The following is a 21072-nucleotide window of genomic DNA, read 5'->3' as shown; positions in this document are numbered from 1 at the left end:
ATCAGGAGGGCCTGAATCAATCAACATGAGAAAAAGGCTTTATTAAATAACTTCTTTTTTCTTTTCTTTCTTTTTTTCTTTCATATCCTCTTCGGTTGCCTGGCCAATAATGATTTTACCGAAGCTTGATTTTACTTCCACTTTCGAGGAACCGGAGCCCGATTTACCCTCGTAACTGCGGTTTGAATCGGGGCCGTATTTATCAGGTTGATCGGTACGCTTAATGTTGGCGTTGCTGCGATCGGTTACAGTTCCAAAACTTGTTTTGATGCTGTACGTACCCGAAAAATTTGATGAAGGTTTAAGGTTAACCGTACTGTACGATTCGTTTAACTGTAAAGAAGTAACATCGTTATCAATAACAATACGGCTGCTGCTGCAGAACGAAAGATTAACTTTGTTATCTCCTTTCATATTTTCAATGGAAACTGTAGAAAACTTAAACGTTGTATTTGCATCGTTGAGGTTTTTTAGATTGGCTTTGCCGAACTCAACTTCCAGTTTTTGAACGGAAGAAAGGTTGCCTGCAGTTAACGAACCAAACTTACTTACCAGCGATACAGGGCCGTTGTAATCGGGGAGGCTGATGGCACCAAACGAATTTTCAATTTTTAACGGAACAGATGCAGGTAACTGAATGCTGTAAGTAATGTTCATACTTACTTTACAGTTTTTGCAGTTAATGTTATTGTTCTTGTTTTTGCTTGTGGTGGTTTTGAATTTTATTTCGTTACCATCTTTGCTATCAGTTACATCGAGGTTTTCGAACATTTTTTCTGCCAGCTCTTTATCGCTTGAGCTTGCTTCGATGTGTACATCAACTTTTATTTCGTTTTTGTTCCAGGTAGTTATTGTAACATCGCCGAAACTGTTTTCAATATTTAACGTTGCGCCCGATGATGAATAGGTTTTTGAAACGGTACGTTCTTTCACGTGTTCGTAACGTTTACGTTCATGCTTCTGTTCGTTTTGTTGTGCTGTTGCCTGCAGTGTAAGGAACAGCAATACAATTCCTGTAAAGGATTTCAATACTAAGTTCATGCTTAAAAATTTTGTGTGATGTAAGGTGAACAGCAACCGGTTATCCGTTCGGCAGTTCATTGTTTTGTTTTGTTTGTTTTTTGATGTCGTTGGTGATCAGCAGCTGTCGGTACAATAACTCTGCCTGCAGTTGCAGATTTTGTAACATGGCTTTCATGATCACATCTTTATTGGCTGCTTGTGCAGCCTGCCGTTGCAACATATTGTAAGTGCTGTCGAGCAGTTGCAGATCGTCGAGAAACTGTTTATATAAAGCAGGGTTATCAGCAGTTGCTTCTTTTAATTCTTCCTGGCGTGTTTCAATGGCATTGAACATTTGTTTTGCCTGTGCCACGTATTCAGGCGAAATGTTTTTTAACTCAGCAGTATTTGTTTTTGGTTCAACCGAAGCAGTTTCTGTTTTCTGTTGACGGATGTAAATGAAATACACGGATGTTAAAACAATGCACAACACAGCTGCCGCTGCTGAGAATTTATAAATATCTCTTAATGAAAAAACTTTTGCTTGCTTTTTAACCGGTAGTGTTTTTTCAATTTTACTCCACACATCATTACTTGGATGTTCCGTATCAAACTCACTTCGGTTTCTGTTCACGAATTTTTCCAGGTTACTGCTCATATACTTCTTGTTTTAAGACCTGTAATAATTTTTGTTTTGCACGCATGTATTGTGTGCGTACGGTTGAATGGGCTACCTTCATCATAGCTGCTACTTCTTCCTGTTCAAACCCTTCAATTAAATGAAGCGCTAACACAGTGCGATAGCCATCCGGTAATTTTTGCATGGCTTGTTTAATACTGTCAACAGTGTACCATACTTCATCCTCTTCAAGCATCGGCTCATCTGCAACATTTTCTGCATCAGCTTCCAGTCCATTTAAATGCAGTTTTTGTTTTTTGAGATGTGCAATGCTTTTATACACCACGATCTGCCGCAACCATGCACCAAAGGTTGATCTTCCTTCAAAAGAACTTAGTTGCTGAAACGCATCGGTAAAAGCTTCCTGCAAAATATCTTCCGCATCATCGCTGCGGTTGAGTATACGCAGGGCCGTGTTGAACATTGCCTTGGCGTAGCGGTCGTACAGGGCCCTGTAAGCCGCTGCTTCGCCATTAAGGCATTGCTGCACCAATACTTCAGCAGATGGGATGATCGTTGACAGGTTCAATGGTTTATTTATAAGAAAGTATAGAGGTTATACGTTTTGTTGCATGCTTTGGACAGGATTTTTTGATCTTAGAGATAAAAGGAGAAATAGAAGGATGAGTGGCGAAAAATAAATTGCCTTAACCTCACGCCACCACAACCACCCGTTCATCTTCCTTCGTATGCTTCATCACAAACCAAAGGGTGACAAAGGTTGAAAGAATGAAGTAAGCACCAACAATATATTTAAGCACAGGACTTAGAGCAGCTGCGCCAAACCAATCACCGGTTTGTAAAAGAATAGCAATGCCAAGACAGTTTTTTATGAGTTCCCACACAATGGCATATTTGTTACGGTCCATCAATTCAGTGTAAGCATACACACTCAGGAACACAAACAATCCATAGATATAAATGTAAGAGGCGTTTAACACATTAATGGAAGCGATATTGCCAAACAGGTAACTGATGAACAACAACACCATCGTTATCTGCACCCAACTCCAAATATGTAACGAAGTGGAGGCTTTTGTATCATACTTCTCCATATTGTATACATCATTGATCTTGTACACAGGAAATTTTTCTGCAACATCAGTCGGCCGCCAGCCGGTAGGCATCACCCAAATGCGGAATTTATCGTTCCAGCTTTTAGTATGCCATGCATCTTTAATCAACAAACCCAAATGCATGAAATTTATTTTAATGGGGTTCCATGTCTGCACCGGTCTTGTAATACCATACACTGGAGGTTTATCTGCAAGTTCTTCCTGGTAAGTGCCAAACCATTTATCCCAGAAGATAAAGATCTGTCCGTAGTTCTTATCTAAATACTCTGGATTGATGGCATGATGCACACGATGATGCGAAGGAGTAACAATGATCTTCTCCAAAAATCCCATCTTGTTGATGTGTTGTGTATGATACCAGAACTGTGCAAACAAATGCAGTGGAGCTACAACTGCAATGACTATCGGCGGTACACCAAGCAATGCAGCAGGCAATAAGAAAATAGCGAAGATGCGGAACACGACTGATATGCTTTGTCGCAATGCACAGGCTAAATTAAAATCTTCGCTGCTGTGATGAATGATATGTGCGTTCCATAAAAAATTATACTCATGATCGAGACGATGCACCCAGTAACCGGCAAAGTCGAGTGCCATAAACGCAATGATGTAAGTAAGAAAACTGTTCTCTACATGCACAATGGCGAGTTTATTCACAAGCCATCCATAACCGATGATGGCAATGCTTAAACCCAACACATCTTTTGTAACATTGGTAATACCACTGCTGAGGCTGGAGATCATATCCATATTGCGGACGGTTTGTTTTCCCTTCCAAGCTCCATACAATGTTTCGCCGAGCACCAGCAACAAAAAAGCTGGCATGGCAATGAGTAAAATTTTACCGTAGGTTTCCATGTGCAAACAATCTTTATTAAAGATAAGTAATCATCAGCAGAGATCATCTCAAAAGGATCGTCATTGCGAGCCTGCGAAGCAATCTTTAATGAGTAGACTGCTTCATTCTTCGCAGTGACGAAATTAGTTTACCTGCTGCCGGTAATCGGCCATATAACGGGAAGGCGACACACCGGTTACCTGCTTGAACACACGGTTAAAACTCACCGCACTGCTGAAACCACATTCATAAGCAGCGGAGGAGATCGTTAACCCATTTACTCCCGTCATTTTTTTGCAGGCTTCGTTAATGCGTATCTCGTTTAAAAAACGCACATAGGTTTTACGGGTATGCTTTTTAAAGTAGCGACAAAAAGCCTGAACGGTCAAATGTGCCACTGAAGAAATTTGTTCAAGACTGATGTGTTCAGAAAAATGCTCCATCGTGTAACGATACACATCATTCATACGCAAACCTTCCGTATCGGAAATGGTATAACCTGCAGAAGCCGATGCAAGCACACGGTTTCCTTTTGTATAACTGATGCTTTGCAACAGGTGAATAAATGAAGCTAATTGATAACCTTGTTTGGTTCGCTGCACCAGCAATATTTCGTTGGTGAGTTTTACTGCTGCATTTGCATTGATCTGTATGCCCGACTGACTTTGTTCAATTAACCGGCGAATAGCTTTTGTTTCGGGCAGGGCCAGCAGGGTGTTAGCTAATTGTGCAGGATGAAAAAAGATCGACAACGCATGTACGGTTTTCTTTCTGCGTTTATCAAAATAATCAGGATCGCTTTTAAACACATGTGGCTGATTGGCACCAATCAGATAAATGTCACCCGTTTTAAATGGCTGCATGTAGTTGCCCGCTATCAATGTGCCGCTGCCCTCTCTTATCCATGTCAACTGCATTTCAGGATGGCGATGAAGATGTACATAAAAATGCGGCAGTACATCTTCCTGCACCACAATGGAACTGTCGCCTGCAACCGGTATGGTAAACTGTACAACTTTCATCAGATTTTATTCAGGACATATTTCGTGTTTAGCCAATATTAGCCCTTTTTGTAAATGTAAAATTATTTCAGGTTAAAATCGGTAAACTATCCGTTAAGAACGGCTTTTTGTTTGTTTACGGCATCGGTTATTTTCGTTTAAAATTTTTTACTATGTCATTTGAATGGAAAGGGGTGTTCCCCGCTTTGCTTACACCGTTTACAGCTAACGAGGAAATTGATCTGCCGATGTTTGAAAAAAATCTGCAGGCACAACTCGATGCCGGTGTACATGGTGTGATCATTGGTGGTTCGCTGGGCGAAGCAAGTACCATTACTGCCGAAGAGAAAGAACAACTCATCAAACATGCAATTAAATATCTCAACGGAAAAATTCCGGTGATCATGAATATTGCTGAAAGCACTACCAAAGATGCAGTGCAACAGGCAGCGAATGCAAAAGCATGGGGAGCCGCAGGCTTGATGTTGTTACCGCCCATGCGTTACAAAAGTGACGACAGGGAAACAGTGGAATATTTTAAAACCATTGCCAAATCAACTGATCTTCCGATCATGATCTACAACAATCCGGTTGATTATAAAATTGATGTTACACTGGATATGTTTGAAGAACTGATCGAATACAGCAACATCACCGCCGTAAAAGAAAGCACAAGAGATGTAACCAACGTAACACGATTGATCAATCGTTTTGGAGGTCGCTTAAAAATTCTTTGTGGTGTTGATACATTGGCAGTGGAAGAATTGTGTTTGGGTGCTGATGGTTGGGTGGCAGGATTGGTTTGCGCTTTTCCGAAAGAAACCGTTACTATTTTCAACCTGGTGAAAGAAGGTAAGATAGCAGAAGCTGCGGCCATTTATCGTTGGTTCATGCCTTTGCTTGAATTGGATATTCATCCAAAGCTGGTACAATATATTAAACTGGCGGCTACACAAACAGGAATCGGAAGTGAATATGTTCGTGGTCCTCGTTTAACTTTACAGGGTAGTGAGCGGGATCGTATTTTGAAGATCATTAACGATGGTATCGCTGCACGACCTGTTTTGTAAACCACTAAAAACGAACAATGAGTTATACCGACACTCCAGTACAGGAAATTGATGCATCTATGCAGGAAGCATGGAAAGCTTTTCATGTGTATCGCAAAAAAAGTTTAAAAGAAAGAGCAGCATTGATGCGTGCCATTGCTAAGGAACTGGAAAACTGTGGCGATCATTTAATTGAAGTGGCCATGCGTGAAACCAATTTGCCTGAAGCAAGATTACGTGGCGAACGTGGCCGTACTATTTTTCAATTGAACAGCTATGCAGATGCATGCGAACGTGGCGATTGGCTCGAAGCAAGAATTGATACAGCGATTCCTGATAAAAATCCACCAAAGCCCGACATCAGAAAAATGTTGGTGCCGCTTGGTCCGGTAGTGGTGTATGGTGCAAGTAATTTTCCATTTGCGTATTCAACTGCAGGTGGCGATACGGCTTGTGCATTGGCTGCGGGTTGTCCGGTTATTGTAAAAGCACATCCTGCGCATGAGCATACATCGGAGATTGTTGCTGATGCTATTCATAAAGCTGTGGCTTATCTCAATTTACCAAAAGCGGTGTTTCAACATGTGTACGGAAAAAGTATTGAAGTTGGAAAAGCATTGATACAGCATCCGCATACAAAAGCAGTTGGCTTTACGGGATCGTATGGAGCAGGTATGCAATTATTCAAATGGACGAACGAACGCAAAGAGCCTATTCCTGTATTTGCAGAAATGGGCAGTGTGAATCCTGTGTTCCTGTTACAGGAAAAATTAACTACATCAGCAACAGATATTGCAACGATGTATGCCGGTTCTATTACATTAGGTGTCGGACAATTCTGTACCAATCCCGGTCTCATCATTGGTATTGAAAGTGAAGCGTTGAAAACCTTCACACATGATCTGGGTAAGGCTATACAAAAAATACAACCTGCGGCCATGTTGCATGCAGGTATTGTGAGCGCATACAAAGAGAAAAAAGGAAATGCATTGTTGCAGGACGATGTACATCTCGTTGCGGAAAGTGAAACAGCAGTAGAAGAAAACCAAGGATTACCAACTGTTGCAACCGCAAGTGCACAGGCGTTTTTAAACAATCCTGTGTTGCACCAGGAAGTGTTTGGTCCTTATTCACTCATTATCCGTTGTGCAAACAAAGAAGAAATGCTGGCTGTTGCACAACATCTCGATGGACAGTTAACATCAACACTCATGGCAACAGAGAACGATATGCTGCAACACGATGAACTCGTAGAAGCAGTGAAAAATATCTGCGGCCGTTTTATTCTCAACAGTGTGCCAACAGGTGTGGAAGTTTGTTTGAGTATGCAACATGGTGGTCCGTTTCCTGCAACAACCGACAGTCGTTTTACAAGTGTGGGTGCCGATGGCATTAAACGTTTTGCACGCCCCATTGCATTCCAGAACTGGAGCAACAGTTTGTTGCCTGATGAATTGAAAAATGAAAACCCGTTGGGGATTATTCGTACAGTGAATAATACCCCATCTGCTTCTGTACTATAAAGCAATCGTAAAAGCAAAAACCAAAATGAGAAAAATCTGTTTATTGCTGATGCTGCCACTTGCTGTGGCAGCTCAGCAAAACAAAAGCACAACCGGTGCGCAAAGGATGACGGCATTTAAACAGCAGCAATTGTTGTTACAGCAATCGCCGTATAAAAATCTGCAGTGGCGCTTAATGGGGCCCGATAACCGAAGTGGCCGTAGCACCGATGTGGTGGGCATAACTGGTAATCCCAATGTGTTTTATGCTGCGTTTGCAACAGGCGGTTTATGGAAAACAGAAGATGCCGGTACAAACTGGAAACCCATCTTTGACAAAGAAGCAACACAATCCATCGGCAATATTGCATTAGCTCCATCAAACAGCAATGTGTTGTACGTTGGTACTGGTGAAGCAAATATTTTTCGTGCATCCTTGCCTGGCATTGGTATGTATAAATCAACGGATGCAGGCAAAAGCTTTCAGCATATTGGTTTGGAAAATACGGGCACTATTGCACGTGTCATCGTTCATCCAAAAAATGCAAACACTGTTTATGTGGCTGCAAGTGGTAACGAGTGGACGTATAACAAAGAACGTGGCGTTTATCTTACAACTGATGGCGGTAAAACATGGAAAAATATTTTGTTTGAAAGTGAGAAGAGTGGTTGTATTGACCTGGTGATGGATCCAAACGATCCAAATACACTGTATGCAAGTATGTGGAACCGCATCCGCAAACGCTGGAGCGATCCGATGCCTGAAGACGGTGACTATATTTATAAAACAACTGATGGCGGCAAAACATGGAAAAAGATCTCCAACGGTTTACCCGATACAAAACTCACAGGAAGGATAGGCCTTGCCGTTAGTCATTCCAATCCGAATGTCTTGTATGCATTTGTGGATGATCATAATAAAAAGCGTGATCCAAATCCCGGTGAAACAGATAGCTACGAACGACAGGTGCAGAAAGTAGTGATCGGTGCGGCTATCTATCGCAGCAACAACAAAGGTGAAAGCTGGGAGAAGATGGGAGAAGTGCATGATTTCTTAAAACCGTTTTCAGGAACCTATGGTTGGGTGTTTAGTCAGATACGTGTACATCCGAAAAATGAAAACCGTGTATATGCTTTTGGTGTAGAGAAAGCGATCAGCGAAGATGGCGGTAAAACATGGAGGGTTTGGGACGCAACAGATAAACAAAGTGAGTGGACACATGGCGATCATCATGCATTGTGGATCGATGAAGAAAATCCTGATCGTATGATCATGGGTGATGATGGTGGCGTTTCCATTACGTATAATGGAGGAGCGAAATGGAAAAACTTCTTTGATGAAATTCCTACTACACAATTCTATACAGTAGCATACGATATGCAAAAGCCCTTCAACATTTTTGGTGCAGTACAAGATGAAGGAACAATGAGTGGCAATGTAAGCAACACGTTTGGAACAGCAGCTGATACAACACTTCGTCCGTGGCGCATGGCACCAGGTGGCGAAGGAACACAAATTGCAGTTGATCCGGAGAATGCAAATATTGTTTATGCTTCATCGTACTATGGTCGTTTGATGCGTACCGATATGAGTAAAGGAAGAAGAGAAGGCACGAAACAGTTCAAGCAATTTGATGTGGGTCGTATTGATTCCCTGCGTGGCGAATGGCTGGCAGCAACCATCATGAGTAAGTATAACAATAAAGTATTGTATCATGGTTTGCAGCATTTATATAAAACAGAAGATGGCGGCGAAACATGGAAGATGATCAGCAGCGATCTCTCGTACAACAGCAAGCAACGTAATGGGGTATATCCTTATTTAATTTATCACCAGGCCATCACGGCTGTTGCAGAAGGTGATAAGGCAGGTGTATTGTATGCAGGTACGGATGATGGCCGTGTTTGGTTGACTACAAATGATGGCGCAAGCTGGAAGGAAATTACAAGAGGACTTCCTTACAATAAACATGTGGCAAAGATTGCTGCATCAACATTCAAGTCATCAAGAGTGTATGTGGTATTGAATGATCGTCGTGCAGATAATCATACTCCTTATTTGTATGTAAGTGATGATTATGGTACAACATGGAAACCAATCGTTGCAAACTTGCCTGCATCGCCTGTGAATGTAATTGCAGAACATCCCGACAATGCAAATACTTTATTCTGCGGAACAGACTTTGGTGTGTACATGAGTAAAGATGGCGGTAAGAAATGGATAGCGATCAATGGAACTATTCCTGCAGCAGTTTCGGTGAACGATCTGTTCATTCATCCAAGAGATAAAAAATTAGTGATCGGCACATACGGCCGTGGCGTATATGTGCTCGACGATTTAAACAGTTTACAATAATGGCAACAAGCCCGATCGTAAAAAAATATCCCAACAGTTCGCTCAATCGTTTTGGGGGATGGGTGTTTCATTGTGTGGATGCACATACCTGCGGCAATCCTGTGCGTTTGGTTGCAGAAGGTGGTCCAGCATTGGAAGGAAAGAACATGAGTGAAAAGCGACAACACTTTTTAAAAGAGTATGATTGGATCCGCAAAGGGCTCATGTTTGAACCACGTGGACATGATATGATGAGTGGGAGTATTTTGTATCCACCACATGATCCGCAGAATGATGTAGCTGTGTTGTTCATTGAAACAAGTGGCTGTTTACCCATGTGCGGACATGGTACTATTGGCACTATCACTATTGCAGTAGAAGAAGGATTGATCGTTCCGAAAACGCCAGGTGTTATTCGGATGGAAGCGCCGGCGGGATTGGTGATGATAGAATACAAAACGGACGATAGACCACGGACGACACACCACCACATCTCTTCAAAGGTTACGAGCGTGAAGTTGACAAACGTTCCTGCTTATTTACATTCAACAGAATTAACGGTTGATTGTCCTGAGTTAGGAGAGTTGGTTGTAGATGTTTCGTATGGCGGTAATTTTTATGCCATCGTTGATGTGCAGAAAAATTTCAAAGGACTGGAACATTATGCAGCTGATAAATTAATTGCTTGGGCAAGAGAATTGCGAAAGAACATCAATGCAAAATATACATTCGTTCATCCGCAAGATGAAACGATCAATGGCTGCAGTCATATTTTGTGGGCGGGTTCGGTGATCGATCCAACATCAACTGCACGCAATGCTGTGTTCTATGGCGATAAAGCAATTGACCGTAGTCCATGTGGCACTGGTACTTCAGCACGCATGGCGCAATGGTATGCAAAAGGCAAACTGAAAAAAGGCGATCATTTCATTCACGAAAGCATCATTGGCAGTAAGTTCAATGGTACCATTGAAGAAGAGTTGGAAGTGAATGGCATCAAGGCCATCCGTCCGGGTATTGAAGGTTGGGCAAAGATCTATGGTTACAATACCATCAGCATCGATAAAGAAGATGATCCTTATGCGTATGGATTCCAGGTGATCTGAAACCTTCCCGACCTCCCTGAAAGGAGGCCATCAAACACACTGAGCCAACTTATTTGAATACCTGACTTTTATTGTCATATAAATTAAAAAGTTATGCAACAATATGTCATCATCGCAAAAGACGGAACAGATGAAGGTGCGCTTGAAAGAAGAATGGAAGTGCGTCCGTTTCATTTAGCAGGTGCAAAGAAATTAAGAGAGCAAGATAATTTAGTGATCGGTGGCGCTACGCTTGATGAAGAAGGGAAGATGCGTGGCTCGATCATGATCGTACAGTTTGAAACAAAAGAAGAGTTTGATCATTGGTATGCAAATGAACCATACATAAAAGATGGTGTTTGGCAATCGATAGAAGTGAAGCCGTTTAAAGTAGCGGATGTTTAGTAACAGAATTTGTTCCGTAGGAACATTTGATCGGTAGATAAAAACATGTACATGTATTGGAGTTCCATAGGAACGCCTGGCGAATGCAGAATAGAAATACAGTACGCATAAGTGAGTGACACAACAAATGAATAATAGTAATTCAATAGCTGGTATCATGAAAAAAATAATTTTCCTTTTGATTGTTTGCCTATTTCAATTAAGCCTATCTGCGCAAAACAACCTGCAGAAAATTGAGTTCATCAATTTTTCGCAGGTAAATGTTACAGATGCATTTTGGAAACCGAAGATCGATAAGGTGGCAACCAAAACATTAGCTGCCTGTATTTATCAAACAGAAGTGGCAACACCACGTCTTCGCAATTTTGAACGTGTTGCACGAAAAAAAGGTGAACCGCATGAAGGTATTTTTTATGATGACAGTGATGTGTTCAAAGCATTGGAAGCAATGGCGTATTCGTTAAAGACGCATCCCAATGCAGAGATGGAAAAGAAATGCGATGAGTGGATCGATAAAATTGCAGCTGCACAACAACCGGATGGTTACCTCAACACATGGTACACATTGAAAGGTTTGCAGGATCGTTATACCGATATGAGTATGCATGAAGATTACAATGCAGGTCATATGATTGAAGCGGCGGTTGCTTATTACAATGCAACAGGCAAGCGAAAATTTTTAGATGTATGTATCAAGTGGGCCGATCATTTTGATGCATTGTTTGGACCGGGTAAACGTCATTGGGTAACGGGTCACCAGGAATTGGAATTAGCATTGGTGAAATTGTACAAGACAACAAAGAATGAAAAATATTTAAAGCTGGCTGATTGGTTATTAAGCGAACGTGGTAAACGTTTAGCAAAAGGTTATACATGGACCGATTGGAAAGACACTGCTTATGCGCAGGATATTCTTCCTGTGAAAGAGCAAACACAAATTACAGGTCATGCAGTACGTGCCATGTATATGTACACAGGTGCGGCTGATGTAGCTGCACAAACAGGTGATGTAGATTATATCCGAGCAATGAAAACAGTTTGGCAGGACGTAGTGTATCGTAACATGTACATCACCGGTGGTATTGGTTCTGCAGGAAGCAATGAAGGATTTAGCCAGGATTATGATTTGCCGAATGAACAGGCTTATTGCGAAACCTGTGCAAGTGTGGGTATGGTGTTCTGGAATCAACGGATGAATGCACTCACAGGCGATGCGATGTATATGGATGTATTGGAACGCAGTTTATACAATGGTGCATTGGATGGATTGAGTTTAACAGGTGATCGTTTCTTTTATGGCAATCCGTTAGCATCACGTGGACAGCATCAACGGAGAGAATGGTTTGGTACAGCTTGCTGCCCTGCAAATATTGCACGCATGGTGGCATCGCTTGGCGATTATATTTATGCAAAAAGCGACGATGGTATTTATGTGAATTTGTTTGTAGGTAGCAACACAAGTATTCAGTTGCCCAAAACAAAAGTGGATGTAAAGATGGAAACAAATTATCCTTGGGAGGGAAAGGTGAAGATTATTGTAAATCCGCAAGAGAAAAAATCAACTTTCAAATTGTATATCAACATGCCTGATTGGGCGTTTAATCATCTTGATATCGATGGTTTGTATAATATAACAACAGATGATGGTGAACCATTCCACTTCAGTTATAAAATTAATGGAAAGAGCTTCAGCGGTTCGTATGAAAACGGTTACCTGTCGATTACAAATGAATGGAAGAAAGGCGATGTAGTTGAATTAGACCTGCCAATGGATGTAAAGCTTATTACTGCAAAAGCTGAATTAAAACAGAATAATAACCGCATTGCCATTCAACGTGGACCAATTGTATATTGTGTTGAAGGTGCAGATAACAATAACAAAGCATGGAATATTGTGTTGCCTGCCGATACGAAGTTTGAAACCATCGATTATAAAATCATGGATGAACCGGTGAAAGCATTAGCGGCAGAAGTGCCGGTTGTACTTGTTGGTGAAGATGGTTTATCGATCAGAACAGAAAAAAGAAAGATCGTTGCCATTCCTTATTACACATGGGCTAACCGTGGTAAGAACGAAATGCAGGTATGGCTGCCTTCTACAATTAAAGATGTAAAAATTAATTACTGACACTGATAAGTATCATGAAGAAATTAATCTGCACAGTTGCTCTTTTGTCCTCATTGGTTTTTTGCACTGCACAATCATACATTCCCGAAAAGAAGAACGCAAAAGTAAAAGTGCAACCTGTTGTAAAGGTGAATGCATTTGCTTTTCCGTTGAATGATGTGAAGTTGTTGCCAAGTCCGTTTACAAAAGCTATGCAGCTCGATAGTGCTTACCTACTTTCATTAAGTGCTGATCGTTTGTTGTATCGTTTTTATAAAAATGCAGGACTGCCGGTGAAAGATTCGATTTATGGCGGATGGGAGAGTGATGGATTATCAGGTCATACATTGGGGCATTATTTATCTGCGGCATCGATGATGTATGTGTCAACAGGCAATGCGGAGTTCAAGAAACGTATTGATTATATCGTTGCTGAACTGGAACGTTGTCAGCTTGCACGCAAGACCGGTTATATTGGCGCCATACCAAAAGAAGATTCCATTTTTGGTAAAGTAGCAAAAGGAGAAATCAAATCATCCGGGTTTGATCTGAATGGCGGATGGAGTCCCTGGTACACGGTGCATAAAGTAATGGCAGGTTTGTGCGATGCGTATTTGTATTGCAACAGCAATAAAGCATTAAAGCTGGTTACAGGAATGGCCGACTGGACATATAACACTGTCAATCATCTTCCCGATTCAACACGTTTAAAAATGTTGAACTGTGAATACGGCGGCATGAACGATGTGCTGGCGAATATTTATTCCTTCACCGGCAATAAAAAATATCTTGATCTGTCGTATAAGTTTTACGATGAGTTTGTAATGGGCAAACTGGCGCAACGCATTGATCCCTTGCCCGGCAAACACAGCAACACCAACGTGCCAAAAGCAATTGGCAGCGCAAGACAATACGAATTAACAGGGAATACAAGTGATCAGACCATTGCTTCTTTCTTTTGGGAAACGATGGTACACAACCACAGCTATGTCATTGGTGGTAACAGTAACTATGAGTATTGTGGAGAAGCCGGTAAACTCAACGATCGTTTGAGCGATAACACCTGCGAAACCTGCAACACTTACAATATGCTGAAGCTGACAAGACATTTGTTTGCCTGGCAACCTTCGGCACAATTAATGGATTATTACGAACGTGCTCTGTACAATCATATTCTTGCGTCGCAGAATCCTGAGAACGGTATGATGACTTATTTTGTTCCGCTGCGCATGGGAACAAAAAAACAATTCAGCGACCAGTTTAATACGTTCACCTGTTGCGTGGGTAGCGGTATCGAAAATCATGCAAAGTATGCTGAGCAGATCTACAGTTACGATGGAAAGAATAGTCTCTATGTCAATCTTTTCATTCCTTCTGTATTGAACTGGAAGGAAAAAAACATCCGCATTACACAAACAAACTATATACCTGAAAGCAAACAGGCAAAACTGGTTGTTACTGCTTCAACACTAACTTCGTTTACACTCAAAATACGTAAGCCATCATGGAGTGTAGCTACTGCTGTTGTCAAAGTAAACAACGGATCAGTAAAAACAGAGGCAGATGCAGCAGGTTATTTATCTGTAACTCGTGCATGGAAAAATGGCGATGTGGTAACAGTTGATCTCGATATGAATCTCTACACTGAAGCAATGCCGGATAATCCTAACCGCATTGCATTCAAGTACGGTCCGTTGGTATTGGCAGGTTTGCTGGGCAAAGAAAAACCCGACCCTGTTGTTGGTGTGCCGGTGTTGCTAACTACAAACCGTAATGTGAATGATTGGATTCAGTCAACTTCATCTTTACAATTTCAAATGAAAGGAGTGGGTAAACCATTTGATGTAAAACTGATCCCGTTCTATCAAACATACGATCAGTATTACAGTGTGTACTGGGATTATTTTACACCTGATGAGTTTACCAAACTGCAGGCCGATTATGAAGCGGAGAAAAAGCGTGTGCAGGAAATTGAAAACAGAACAATCGATCACTTCCGTGTGGGCGAAATGCAACCTGAGCGTGATCACAATCTCAAAGCAACAGAACGTTCTTATGTAAGCAATGCAATGGATCGTATGGGTCGTGAAGCAAGAAGTAATAACTATTTCGAGTTTGAAATGAAAGTGGATGCATCTGTAAATAATACCTTGCTGTTAACTTATATCGGCGATGACAAGGATCGTGTATTTGATATTCTGGTTGATGGGATAAAACTTGTAACTGTAGAATGGAAAGGCGGCAAGACGGGTAAGTTTTATGATATGGAATATAAACTGCCTGCAAACATGATCGCCGGAAAAACAAAGATCACAGTAAAGATCGATGCGAATCATGGTAAAACAGCAGGTCGTGTTTTTGGCGTACGAACAATAAAAGAGCAACAATAAAATGGGCAAAGCAATAGTTATCGGCGGCGGCATTATCGGGTTAAGTTCTGCTTACTATCTGCAACAAAGCGGGTGGGATGTGACGGTACTGGATAAAGATGATTTTTCCGATAACTGCTCGTATGGCAACGCAGGTTATGTTTGTCCCAGCCATTTTGTGCCGTTGGCAACACCGGGTATTGTTACGCAGGGTTTGAAATGGATGTGGAATTCAAGAAGCCCGTTTTATGTGGAGCCACGTTTAAATGCTGCACTTATTTCCTGGGGATTGAAGTTTATGAAAAGTGCGACAACGAAGCATGTTGCTGAATCGGCTATCCCTCTCCGTGATATTGCGTTGCTCAGTCAGCAGTTGTATGAAGAGTGGACAAACATTCCGGGTTTTGATTTTGCGTATGAAAAGAAAGGCCTGCTCGAAATGTTTCAAACAGAAGCCAATGAAGAACATGCACATCACACAGCAGCAGATGCAGCAAAGCTTGGACTGGAAGCGGTGATGTTATCGAAAGAGGAAGTACAGGCAATGGAACCACAGGTTGAACTCAACATACGTGGTGCATTGTATTTTAAATGCGATGCACATTTGTATCCGCAGAAATTAATGAAAGGATTAATCAACATCCTTCAGCAAAAAGGCGTACAGTTAATTTCCAAACAGGAAGTAACCGGTTTTGAAATGAAGAATGATCAGATCAAATCTGTTATTTGCAACAATCAACGTTACGATGCAGATATGGTAGTGATCGCTACCGGTTCATGGTCGAGAGAAATGGCTGCAAAGCTTGATCTTAATTTGCCGCTCATGCCCGGCAGAGGTTACTCTGTTACGTTAGAGGATTCGCCGTTTACATTCAATCATCCGGCAGTATTGCAGGAAGGTCGTGTAGCCATCACGCCAATGGATGGAAACAAGATCCGCTTTGGTGGTACGATGGAAATTACCTCCACAAAAACGCCTCCCCGTTATAAAAGAGTGGAAGGTATTTTAAATGCGGTTGAACGTTTTGTTCCGCAGTTTAAAATTCCTGTTCCTTCGCCTGAAAATATCTGGTATGGTTACCGTCCCTGTTCGGCTGATGGCTTGCCCTATATCGGAAAAATAAAACAGAACGCCATCATTGCTACCGGTCATGCTATGATCGGTTTAAGCGTTGGCGCAGGAACCGGCAAGCTGGTTGCTGAAATTGCAAACGATCAAATGACTAGTGTGGATATAAAGCCTTACAATCCCAAAAGGTTTTCATAATTTGCTGTTCTCTTTTCAAACAGCAAATACATAATATGAAAAAGCTTGCATCTGTTCTTCTGTTTACTTCAATCCTGTTTACAGCAACAGCACAACATCAACTGGTAAAATTGTGGGAAACAGACACCACTTTAAAAGTTCCTGAATCAGTTTATTTCGATGGAAAAAACAAAGTGCTTTACATCACAAATATTGATGGTAAAGAACCTTGGGGTAAAGATGGAAAAGGAAGCGTTGGTAAAGTAGGGTTGGATGGAAAAATAATTTCTGCAGAATGGATAACAGGTTTGAATGCACCAAAGGGAATGGGTTTACATAAAAACAAATTGTACGTTGCTGATCTTACTGAACTGGTGGTGATCGATATTAATAAAGGAACGATCAGTGAACGTATTGCTATTGAAGGTTCAGCAGGTTTAAACGATGTATCCACAGAAGAAAACGGAACAGTGTATGTGACCGATTCTAAAGCAAGACGAGTATATGAAGTGAAAGAAGGCAAAGCATCTATCCTGCTCGATAGTTCAAAATTAAAAGGACCAAACGGTGTATTAAAACACAAAGGCAATTTATATGTGCTTGATGCGGGTACGATGTACCGTATGGAAAAAGATGGTTCGCTCTCTAAACTTGCCGAAGGCATGGAAGGTGGTACTGACGGAATCGAAAATATTACAGGTGGTGATTTTCTTGTATCAACATGGGGCGGCGTTGTTTATTATGTAAATGCGGATGGAACGAAACAGGTGCTCCTTGATGGAAGGGAACAAAAGATCAACTCGGCTGATATTGGCTATGATGCTGCGAAACGCATCGTATATGTTCCCACTTTCTGGCGAAACACAGTAGTAGCCTACGAACTAAAATAAAGGAATGTGAAAACTTGTCGGACGGTTGTTTGTAACCGTCCGGATGTTCCTAATTTTACAAAACGTATGGACTGTACATCGCAACGGATCAGTTACCGTAACACGGCTGCTTTTTCAACTATAGTTTTGGATTACCTGGATGATGCTGCGGCATTAAAGCCTTTTTATGTGCATCGCCCAAACATCGAAGGTATTAAGCAAGCCATTGCACAACGTTCGGCGTTTAATACCAATCGAACTGTTTTGGTCGATCACCTGAAAAAACAATATGCTGCAGTAAGTGAATCGGCAGCGGTTAACCGCAATATTGATCTGTTGTTGCAGGAAAATACATTTACGATTATCACCGCACATCAGCCCAATTTATTTACAGGTTCGCTGTATTTTATTTATAAAATTCTGCATGCTATTAAACTGGCCGATTCCTTAAAACAGGAGTTAACACAACACAATTTTGTTCCCGTTTATTACATGGGTAGCGAAGATGCCGATTTTGAAGAGCTGAGTTATGCAACAGTGAACGGTGTAAAGTACCAATGGGCAACGCAACAGAATGGTGCGTTTGGTAAAATGGTAATCGATAAGAACATCACACAACTGATTCATGCCATTAGTGGACAATTACTGGTGGAGCCACATGGAAAAGAAATTGTAGATGCATTGCTTACAGCCTACAAAGAAAAAACAACCATACAGGATGCAACTTTTTCATTTGTGCATTTCCTGTTTGAACGATTTGGCTTGATCGTCATCATTGCTGATGCAAAAGAGTTGAAGCAACAGATGATACCTGTGTTTGAAGATGAGTTGCTCAATCGCTCTTCATCGAAACATGTGGCTGCTACAATTGAATCGCTTGAAAAGAATTACAAAGTGCAGGCGGGTGGAAGAGAGATCAATTTATTTTATTTTGATGAAGACCTGCGTGAACGGATAGAAGCAGATGGGGATGGTTTTGCTGTTGCAAACACAACGATTAAGTTTAGCAAGGAAGAAATGCTGAAAGAGTTGAAGGAACATCCCGAACGTTTCAGTCCGAATGTGATCTTGCGTGGACTATACCAGGATACCATATTGCCCAACATTGCATTTATTGGTGGTGGTGGTGAATTGGCTTACTGGCTGGAATTGAAAGAAGTGTTTACTCACTATAAAGTACCGTATCCTGTTTTGATCGTTCGGAATTCTTTTCTTGTAACGGAACAGCAATGGATCGATAAGGTGGAGAAACTTGGTTTTACTGTTGAAGAATTTTTCAAGAACAGTGAAGCATTGCTGAATGATTATGTACATCGCACAACAGTAAATAAAATTCAACTCAATGGCAGCTTAACAAAAGCTGAAGAGTTATATGAATTGTTGAAGACCCAAGCTTCTGCAGTTGATCCTACGTTGCTGCAACATGTGGAGTCGTTAAAGGTGAATGCCATTTATCGTTTGCAGGAACTGGAGAAGAAAATCATTCGTGCAGAAAAAAGAAAATATGCCGATGAACAACGACAAATACAGACAGTAAAGCAGCAACTCTTCCCCGGAAACGGCTTACAGGAACGCAAAGAAAGTTTCTTAAGCTTTTATGCAAAAAAAGGAAAGAGTTTTATTGATGCGTTGTATCAACATTCTCTTTCCCTTGAACAGGAGTTTGTGGTATTATCCTTATAATTATTTCTTCTTAACTGCTTTTACCGGATCGAACTGAAAACCTATACTGAAATAGTTGCTGCGGTAGTTTGTATTTGTGCTACCTGTTAGCAACGATACATTCATTTGTGCCTGTATGCGAAACCAGGGCGCACTTTCAAAACCAAAGCTGGTCATTAATGCAGGTTCAATAAAAAGCAAACGCTTATTGGCAATTTCGAGCAGTTGGTATAATTCCAATTCATTATTGTCGTAATTGGTTTGAATGTTGGTGTAACCAATAGAAGTAAAACGCAATGCAGGTGTAAGCGTAAAATTATTACCGGGATGAAAACTGAATGATGGTTGAAAATAGAATCTGTTGGTTTTGCTTTTATGGAAACCATTACCCCCATTATTCGTCGTCATATTATCAGTGATATCATTTTTACCAAAACCATATCCGCCATACAATTCAAAAAATACCTGTTTGTCTAATGAAACAGGGTAGAAGATACCTGCACCAAATTCGGCAGAGGTACGATTGTATTTAACTACTTCCGTAGTTGTTGTTCCGCTGCCATTACTTGTGGTTAATTCGTCCTGGCTGCGTAACGAACCATTCCATGCAGCGGTTAATGCAAAATGATCGGTTACTGCATAAGCACCCTGCACGCTGTAACTGTTTTCTGTACCAACTAATGAACTTGCAGCAGAAGCAATGATCCTTGATTCATTTTTTTCTTTGAATGCAGGAATCTGTTGGATGGTTGGCGAATAAGCAAAACGGAATAGTGTGCATGAGCTGAACAGCATGCTCAACAGTATTGCAGAAGCAAAAAAATGTAACTGTGATTTCATAGCAGATGTTTTATTTGATAAGGAATAGAATGCAGATCAATCGAATTTATTTTCCCAGCCCTGTTGTTTCAGCTTCTCAACTTTCGTAAGCACTTCATCATTCATGTTTGTTTTGTAAGCCGCAATTTTTGCTGAAACAGCTTCATCGAATGTTCCAATGATCTCAGCAGCAAGTATACCTGCATTCTTTGCAGCATTTAATGCTACTGTTGCCACCGGCACACCGTTGGGCATTTGTAAAATAGATAAAACAGAATCCCATCCATCAATTGAGTTGGATGATTTTACAGGCACACCAATAACCGGCAAAGTAGTAATGCTGGCAACCATGCCCGGTAAATGGGCAGCACCGCCGGCACCGGCAATGATCACTTTCAATCCTCTTGCATTAGCAGTTTTGGCATATTCTACCATGCGCAACGGTGTGCGGTGTGCGGATACTACGGTCAACTCATAGTCGATACCAAATTCTTTGAGGATGTCTGCAGCGGGTTGCATAACAGGAAGATCGCTGTCGCTGCCCATAATAATGCCAACCAATACCGTTTCTGGTTTTTTGTTTATTGTTTCTTGTTCTTTCACTTTTGTCTGTCTTTAAATTTTAAACCTTTATGTGCTGTTGTGTTTAAATAGCTCATAAAGGCTGCGATTTTAGCACACAAGGTATCAGCTTTTTTGTAAAGTTCTTGAAACTCTTTTTCGGTAATGTATGTGTCGATATTTAGCCTGTGCAATTGGGATTTTAATTCACCGGCTTCACCTTTAGAAATGCCAAGGGAGTTGATAAATTCTAAGCGACTGCTGCGCTCAAAACCTTCACCAATATTGTCCATAATGGAACCCGATGAAGATTTTATCTGTTCTGCAAACCTGAAATCTTTGTTCTTCTTTAGCTTGTCTGATAGTGGTGAGATTGTTTCGTATAAGTCTTTTGCAAGTTGCCAAATTTCCAACTCCTCAAACTTGTGAATAGTTGCCATTTGTTTTTGTTTATAAGTTTAGCTTCC

General features: G+C 41.1%; 18 protein-coding genes. 10 read left to right on the top strand and 8 right to left on the bottom strand.

Annotation, left to right across the window (positions count from 1 at the left end):
• Nucleotides 1-42 precede the first annotated feature (42 nt).
• The 5 genes from ESA94_RS17315 to ESA94_RS17295 form a co-directional block, all read right to left on the bottom strand.
• Nucleotides 43-1041: a hypothetical protein gene (locus tag ESA94_RS17315; protein ID WP_129132200.1), complete on the bottom strand. Its 999-nt coding sequence runs from the start codon at nt 1039-1041 to the stop codon at nt 43-45.
• 40 nt (nt 1042-1081) lie between these two features.
• Complete coding sequence (locus ESA94_RS17310) at nt 1082-1660, bottom strand: hypothetical protein (protein WP_129132199.1); 579 nt, start codon at nt 1658-1660, stop codon at nt 1082-1084.
• Entirely contained in the window at nt 1650-2210 is a 561-nt protein-coding gene (locus ESA94_RS17305) for an RNA polymerase sigma factor (protein ID WP_164972781.1), read from the bottom strand. Before ESA94_RS17305 ends, ESA94_RS17310 begins: the two co-directional genes overlap by 11 nt.
• 124 nt (nt 2211-2334) lie before the next feature.
• The gene (locus ESA94_RS17300) at nt 2335-3615 is read right to left on the bottom strand and encodes a sterol desaturase family protein (RefSeq protein ID WP_129132197.1); all 1281 of its coding nucleotides are present in this window, start codon (nt 3613-3615) and stop codon (nt 2335-2337) included.
• A gap of 123 nt (nt 3616-3738) precedes the next feature.
• The gene (locus ESA94_RS17295; RefSeq protein WP_129132196.1) at nt 3739-4617 is read right to left on the bottom strand and encodes an AraC family transcriptional regulator; all 879 of its coding nucleotides are present in this window, start codon (nt 4615-4617) and stop codon (nt 3739-3741) included.
• A 152-nt stretch (nt 4618-4769) separates the two neighbouring features.
• Here ESA94_RS17295 and ESA94_RS17290 point away from each other — a divergent pair, with 152 nt between their 5' ends.
• From ESA94_RS17290 to bshC, 10 genes are all read left to right on the top strand, one after another.
• On the top strand, nt 4770-5666 hold the full coding sequence (locus ESA94_RS17290; protein WP_129132195.1) for a dihydrodipicolinate synthase family protein: 897 nt from the start codon (nt 4770-4772) through the stop codon (nt 5664-5666).
• A 17-nt stretch (nt 5667-5683) separates the two neighbouring features.
• Nucleotides 5684-7168 carry an aldehyde dehydrogenase (NADP(+)) gene (locus ESA94_RS17285; RefSeq protein WP_129132194.1) on the top strand — a complete coding sequence of 495 codons (1485 nt, stop codon included), beginning with the start codon at nt 5684-5686 and terminating at the stop codon, nt 7166-7168.
• A 25-nt stretch (nt 7169-7193) separates the two neighbouring features.
• Complete coding sequence (locus ESA94_RS17280; RefSeq protein ID WP_129132193.1) at nt 7194-9503, top strand: WD40/YVTN/BNR-like repeat-containing protein; 2310 nt, start codon at nt 7194-7196, stop codon at nt 9501-9503.
• The gene (locus ESA94_RS17275) at nt 9503-10588 is read left to right on the top strand and encodes a 4-hydroxyproline epimerase (RefSeq protein WP_129132192.1); all 1086 of its coding nucleotides are present in this window, start codon (nt 9503-9505) and stop codon (nt 10586-10588) included. Before ESA94_RS17280 ends, ESA94_RS17275 begins: the two co-directional genes overlap by 1 nt.
• 93 nt (nt 10589-10681) lie before the next feature.
• Nucleotides 10682-10972 carry a YciI family protein gene (locus tag ESA94_RS17270; protein WP_129132191.1) on the top strand — a complete coding sequence of 97 codons (291 nt, stop codon included), beginning with the start codon at nt 10682-10684 and terminating at the stop codon, nt 10970-10972.
• A gap of 157 nt (nt 10973-11129) precedes the next feature.
• Nucleotides 11130-13100, top strand: a complete 1971-nt coding sequence (locus tag ESA94_RS17265; RefSeq protein ID WP_129132190.1) for a glycoside hydrolase family 127 protein — start codon at nt 11130-11132, stop codon at nt 13098-13100.
• Between the two features lie 14 nt (nt 13101-13114).
• Nucleotides 13115-15469, top strand: coding sequence for a glycoside hydrolase family 127 protein (locus ESA94_RS17260; protein ID WP_129132189.1), 2355 nt, complete (start codon nt 13115-13117; stop codon nt 15467-15469).
• Nucleotide 15470: 1 nt separating this feature from the next.
• Entirely contained in the window at nt 15471-16715 is a 1245-nt protein-coding gene (locus ESA94_RS17255; RefSeq protein WP_129132188.1) for an NAD(P)/FAD-dependent oxidoreductase, read from the top strand.
• Between the two features lie 35 nt (nt 16716-16750).
• A complete protein-coding gene (locus ESA94_RS17250; protein WP_129132187.1) occupies nt 16751-17584 on the top strand; it encodes an ATP/GTP-binding protein in 834 nt (277 codons plus the stop codon).
• 66 nt (nt 17585-17650) lie between these two features.
• The gene (bshC, locus tag ESA94_RS17245) at nt 17651-19246 is read left to right on the top strand and encodes a bacillithiol biosynthesis cysteine-adding enzyme BshC (protein ID WP_129132186.1); all 1596 of its coding nucleotides are present in this window, start codon (nt 17651-17653) and stop codon (nt 19244-19246) included.
• Here the strand turns inward: bshC and ESA94_RS17240 are convergent, their stop codons facing one another.
• Genes ESA94_RS17240 through ESA94_RS17230 form a run of 3 tightly spaced genes read right to left on the bottom strand, consistent with a single transcriptional unit; the run spans nt 19247 to nt 21045 of the window.
• On the bottom strand, nt 19247-20065 hold the full coding sequence (locus tag ESA94_RS17240; RefSeq protein WP_129132185.1) for a hypothetical protein: 819 nt from the start codon (nt 20063-20065) through the stop codon (nt 19247-19249). It abuts the gene before it with no gap.
• 36 nt (nt 20066-20101) lie between these two features.
• A complete protein-coding gene (gene purE / locus ESA94_RS17235) occupies nt 20102-20647 on the bottom strand; it encodes a 5-(carboxyamino)imidazole ribonucleotide mutase (protein ID WP_262708037.1) in 546 nt (181 codons plus the stop codon).
• The gene (locus ESA94_RS17230) at nt 20644-21045 is read right to left on the bottom strand and encodes a four helix bundle protein (protein ID WP_129132184.1); all 402 of its coding nucleotides are present in this window, start codon (nt 21043-21045) and stop codon (nt 20644-20646) included. The genes purE and ESA94_RS17230 overlap by 4 nt, the downstream gene beginning before the upstream one ends.
• Nucleotides 21046-21072 lie beyond the last annotated feature (27 nt).

Origin of the sequence: Lacibacter luteus, assembly GCF_004118265.1 — a bacterium.
GTDB classification, from domain to species: Bacteria; Bacteroidota; Bacteroidia; order Chitinophagales; family Chitinophagaceae; genus Lacibacter; species Lacibacter luteus.
This window is presented reverse-complemented; position numbering and strand designations above follow the sequence as displayed.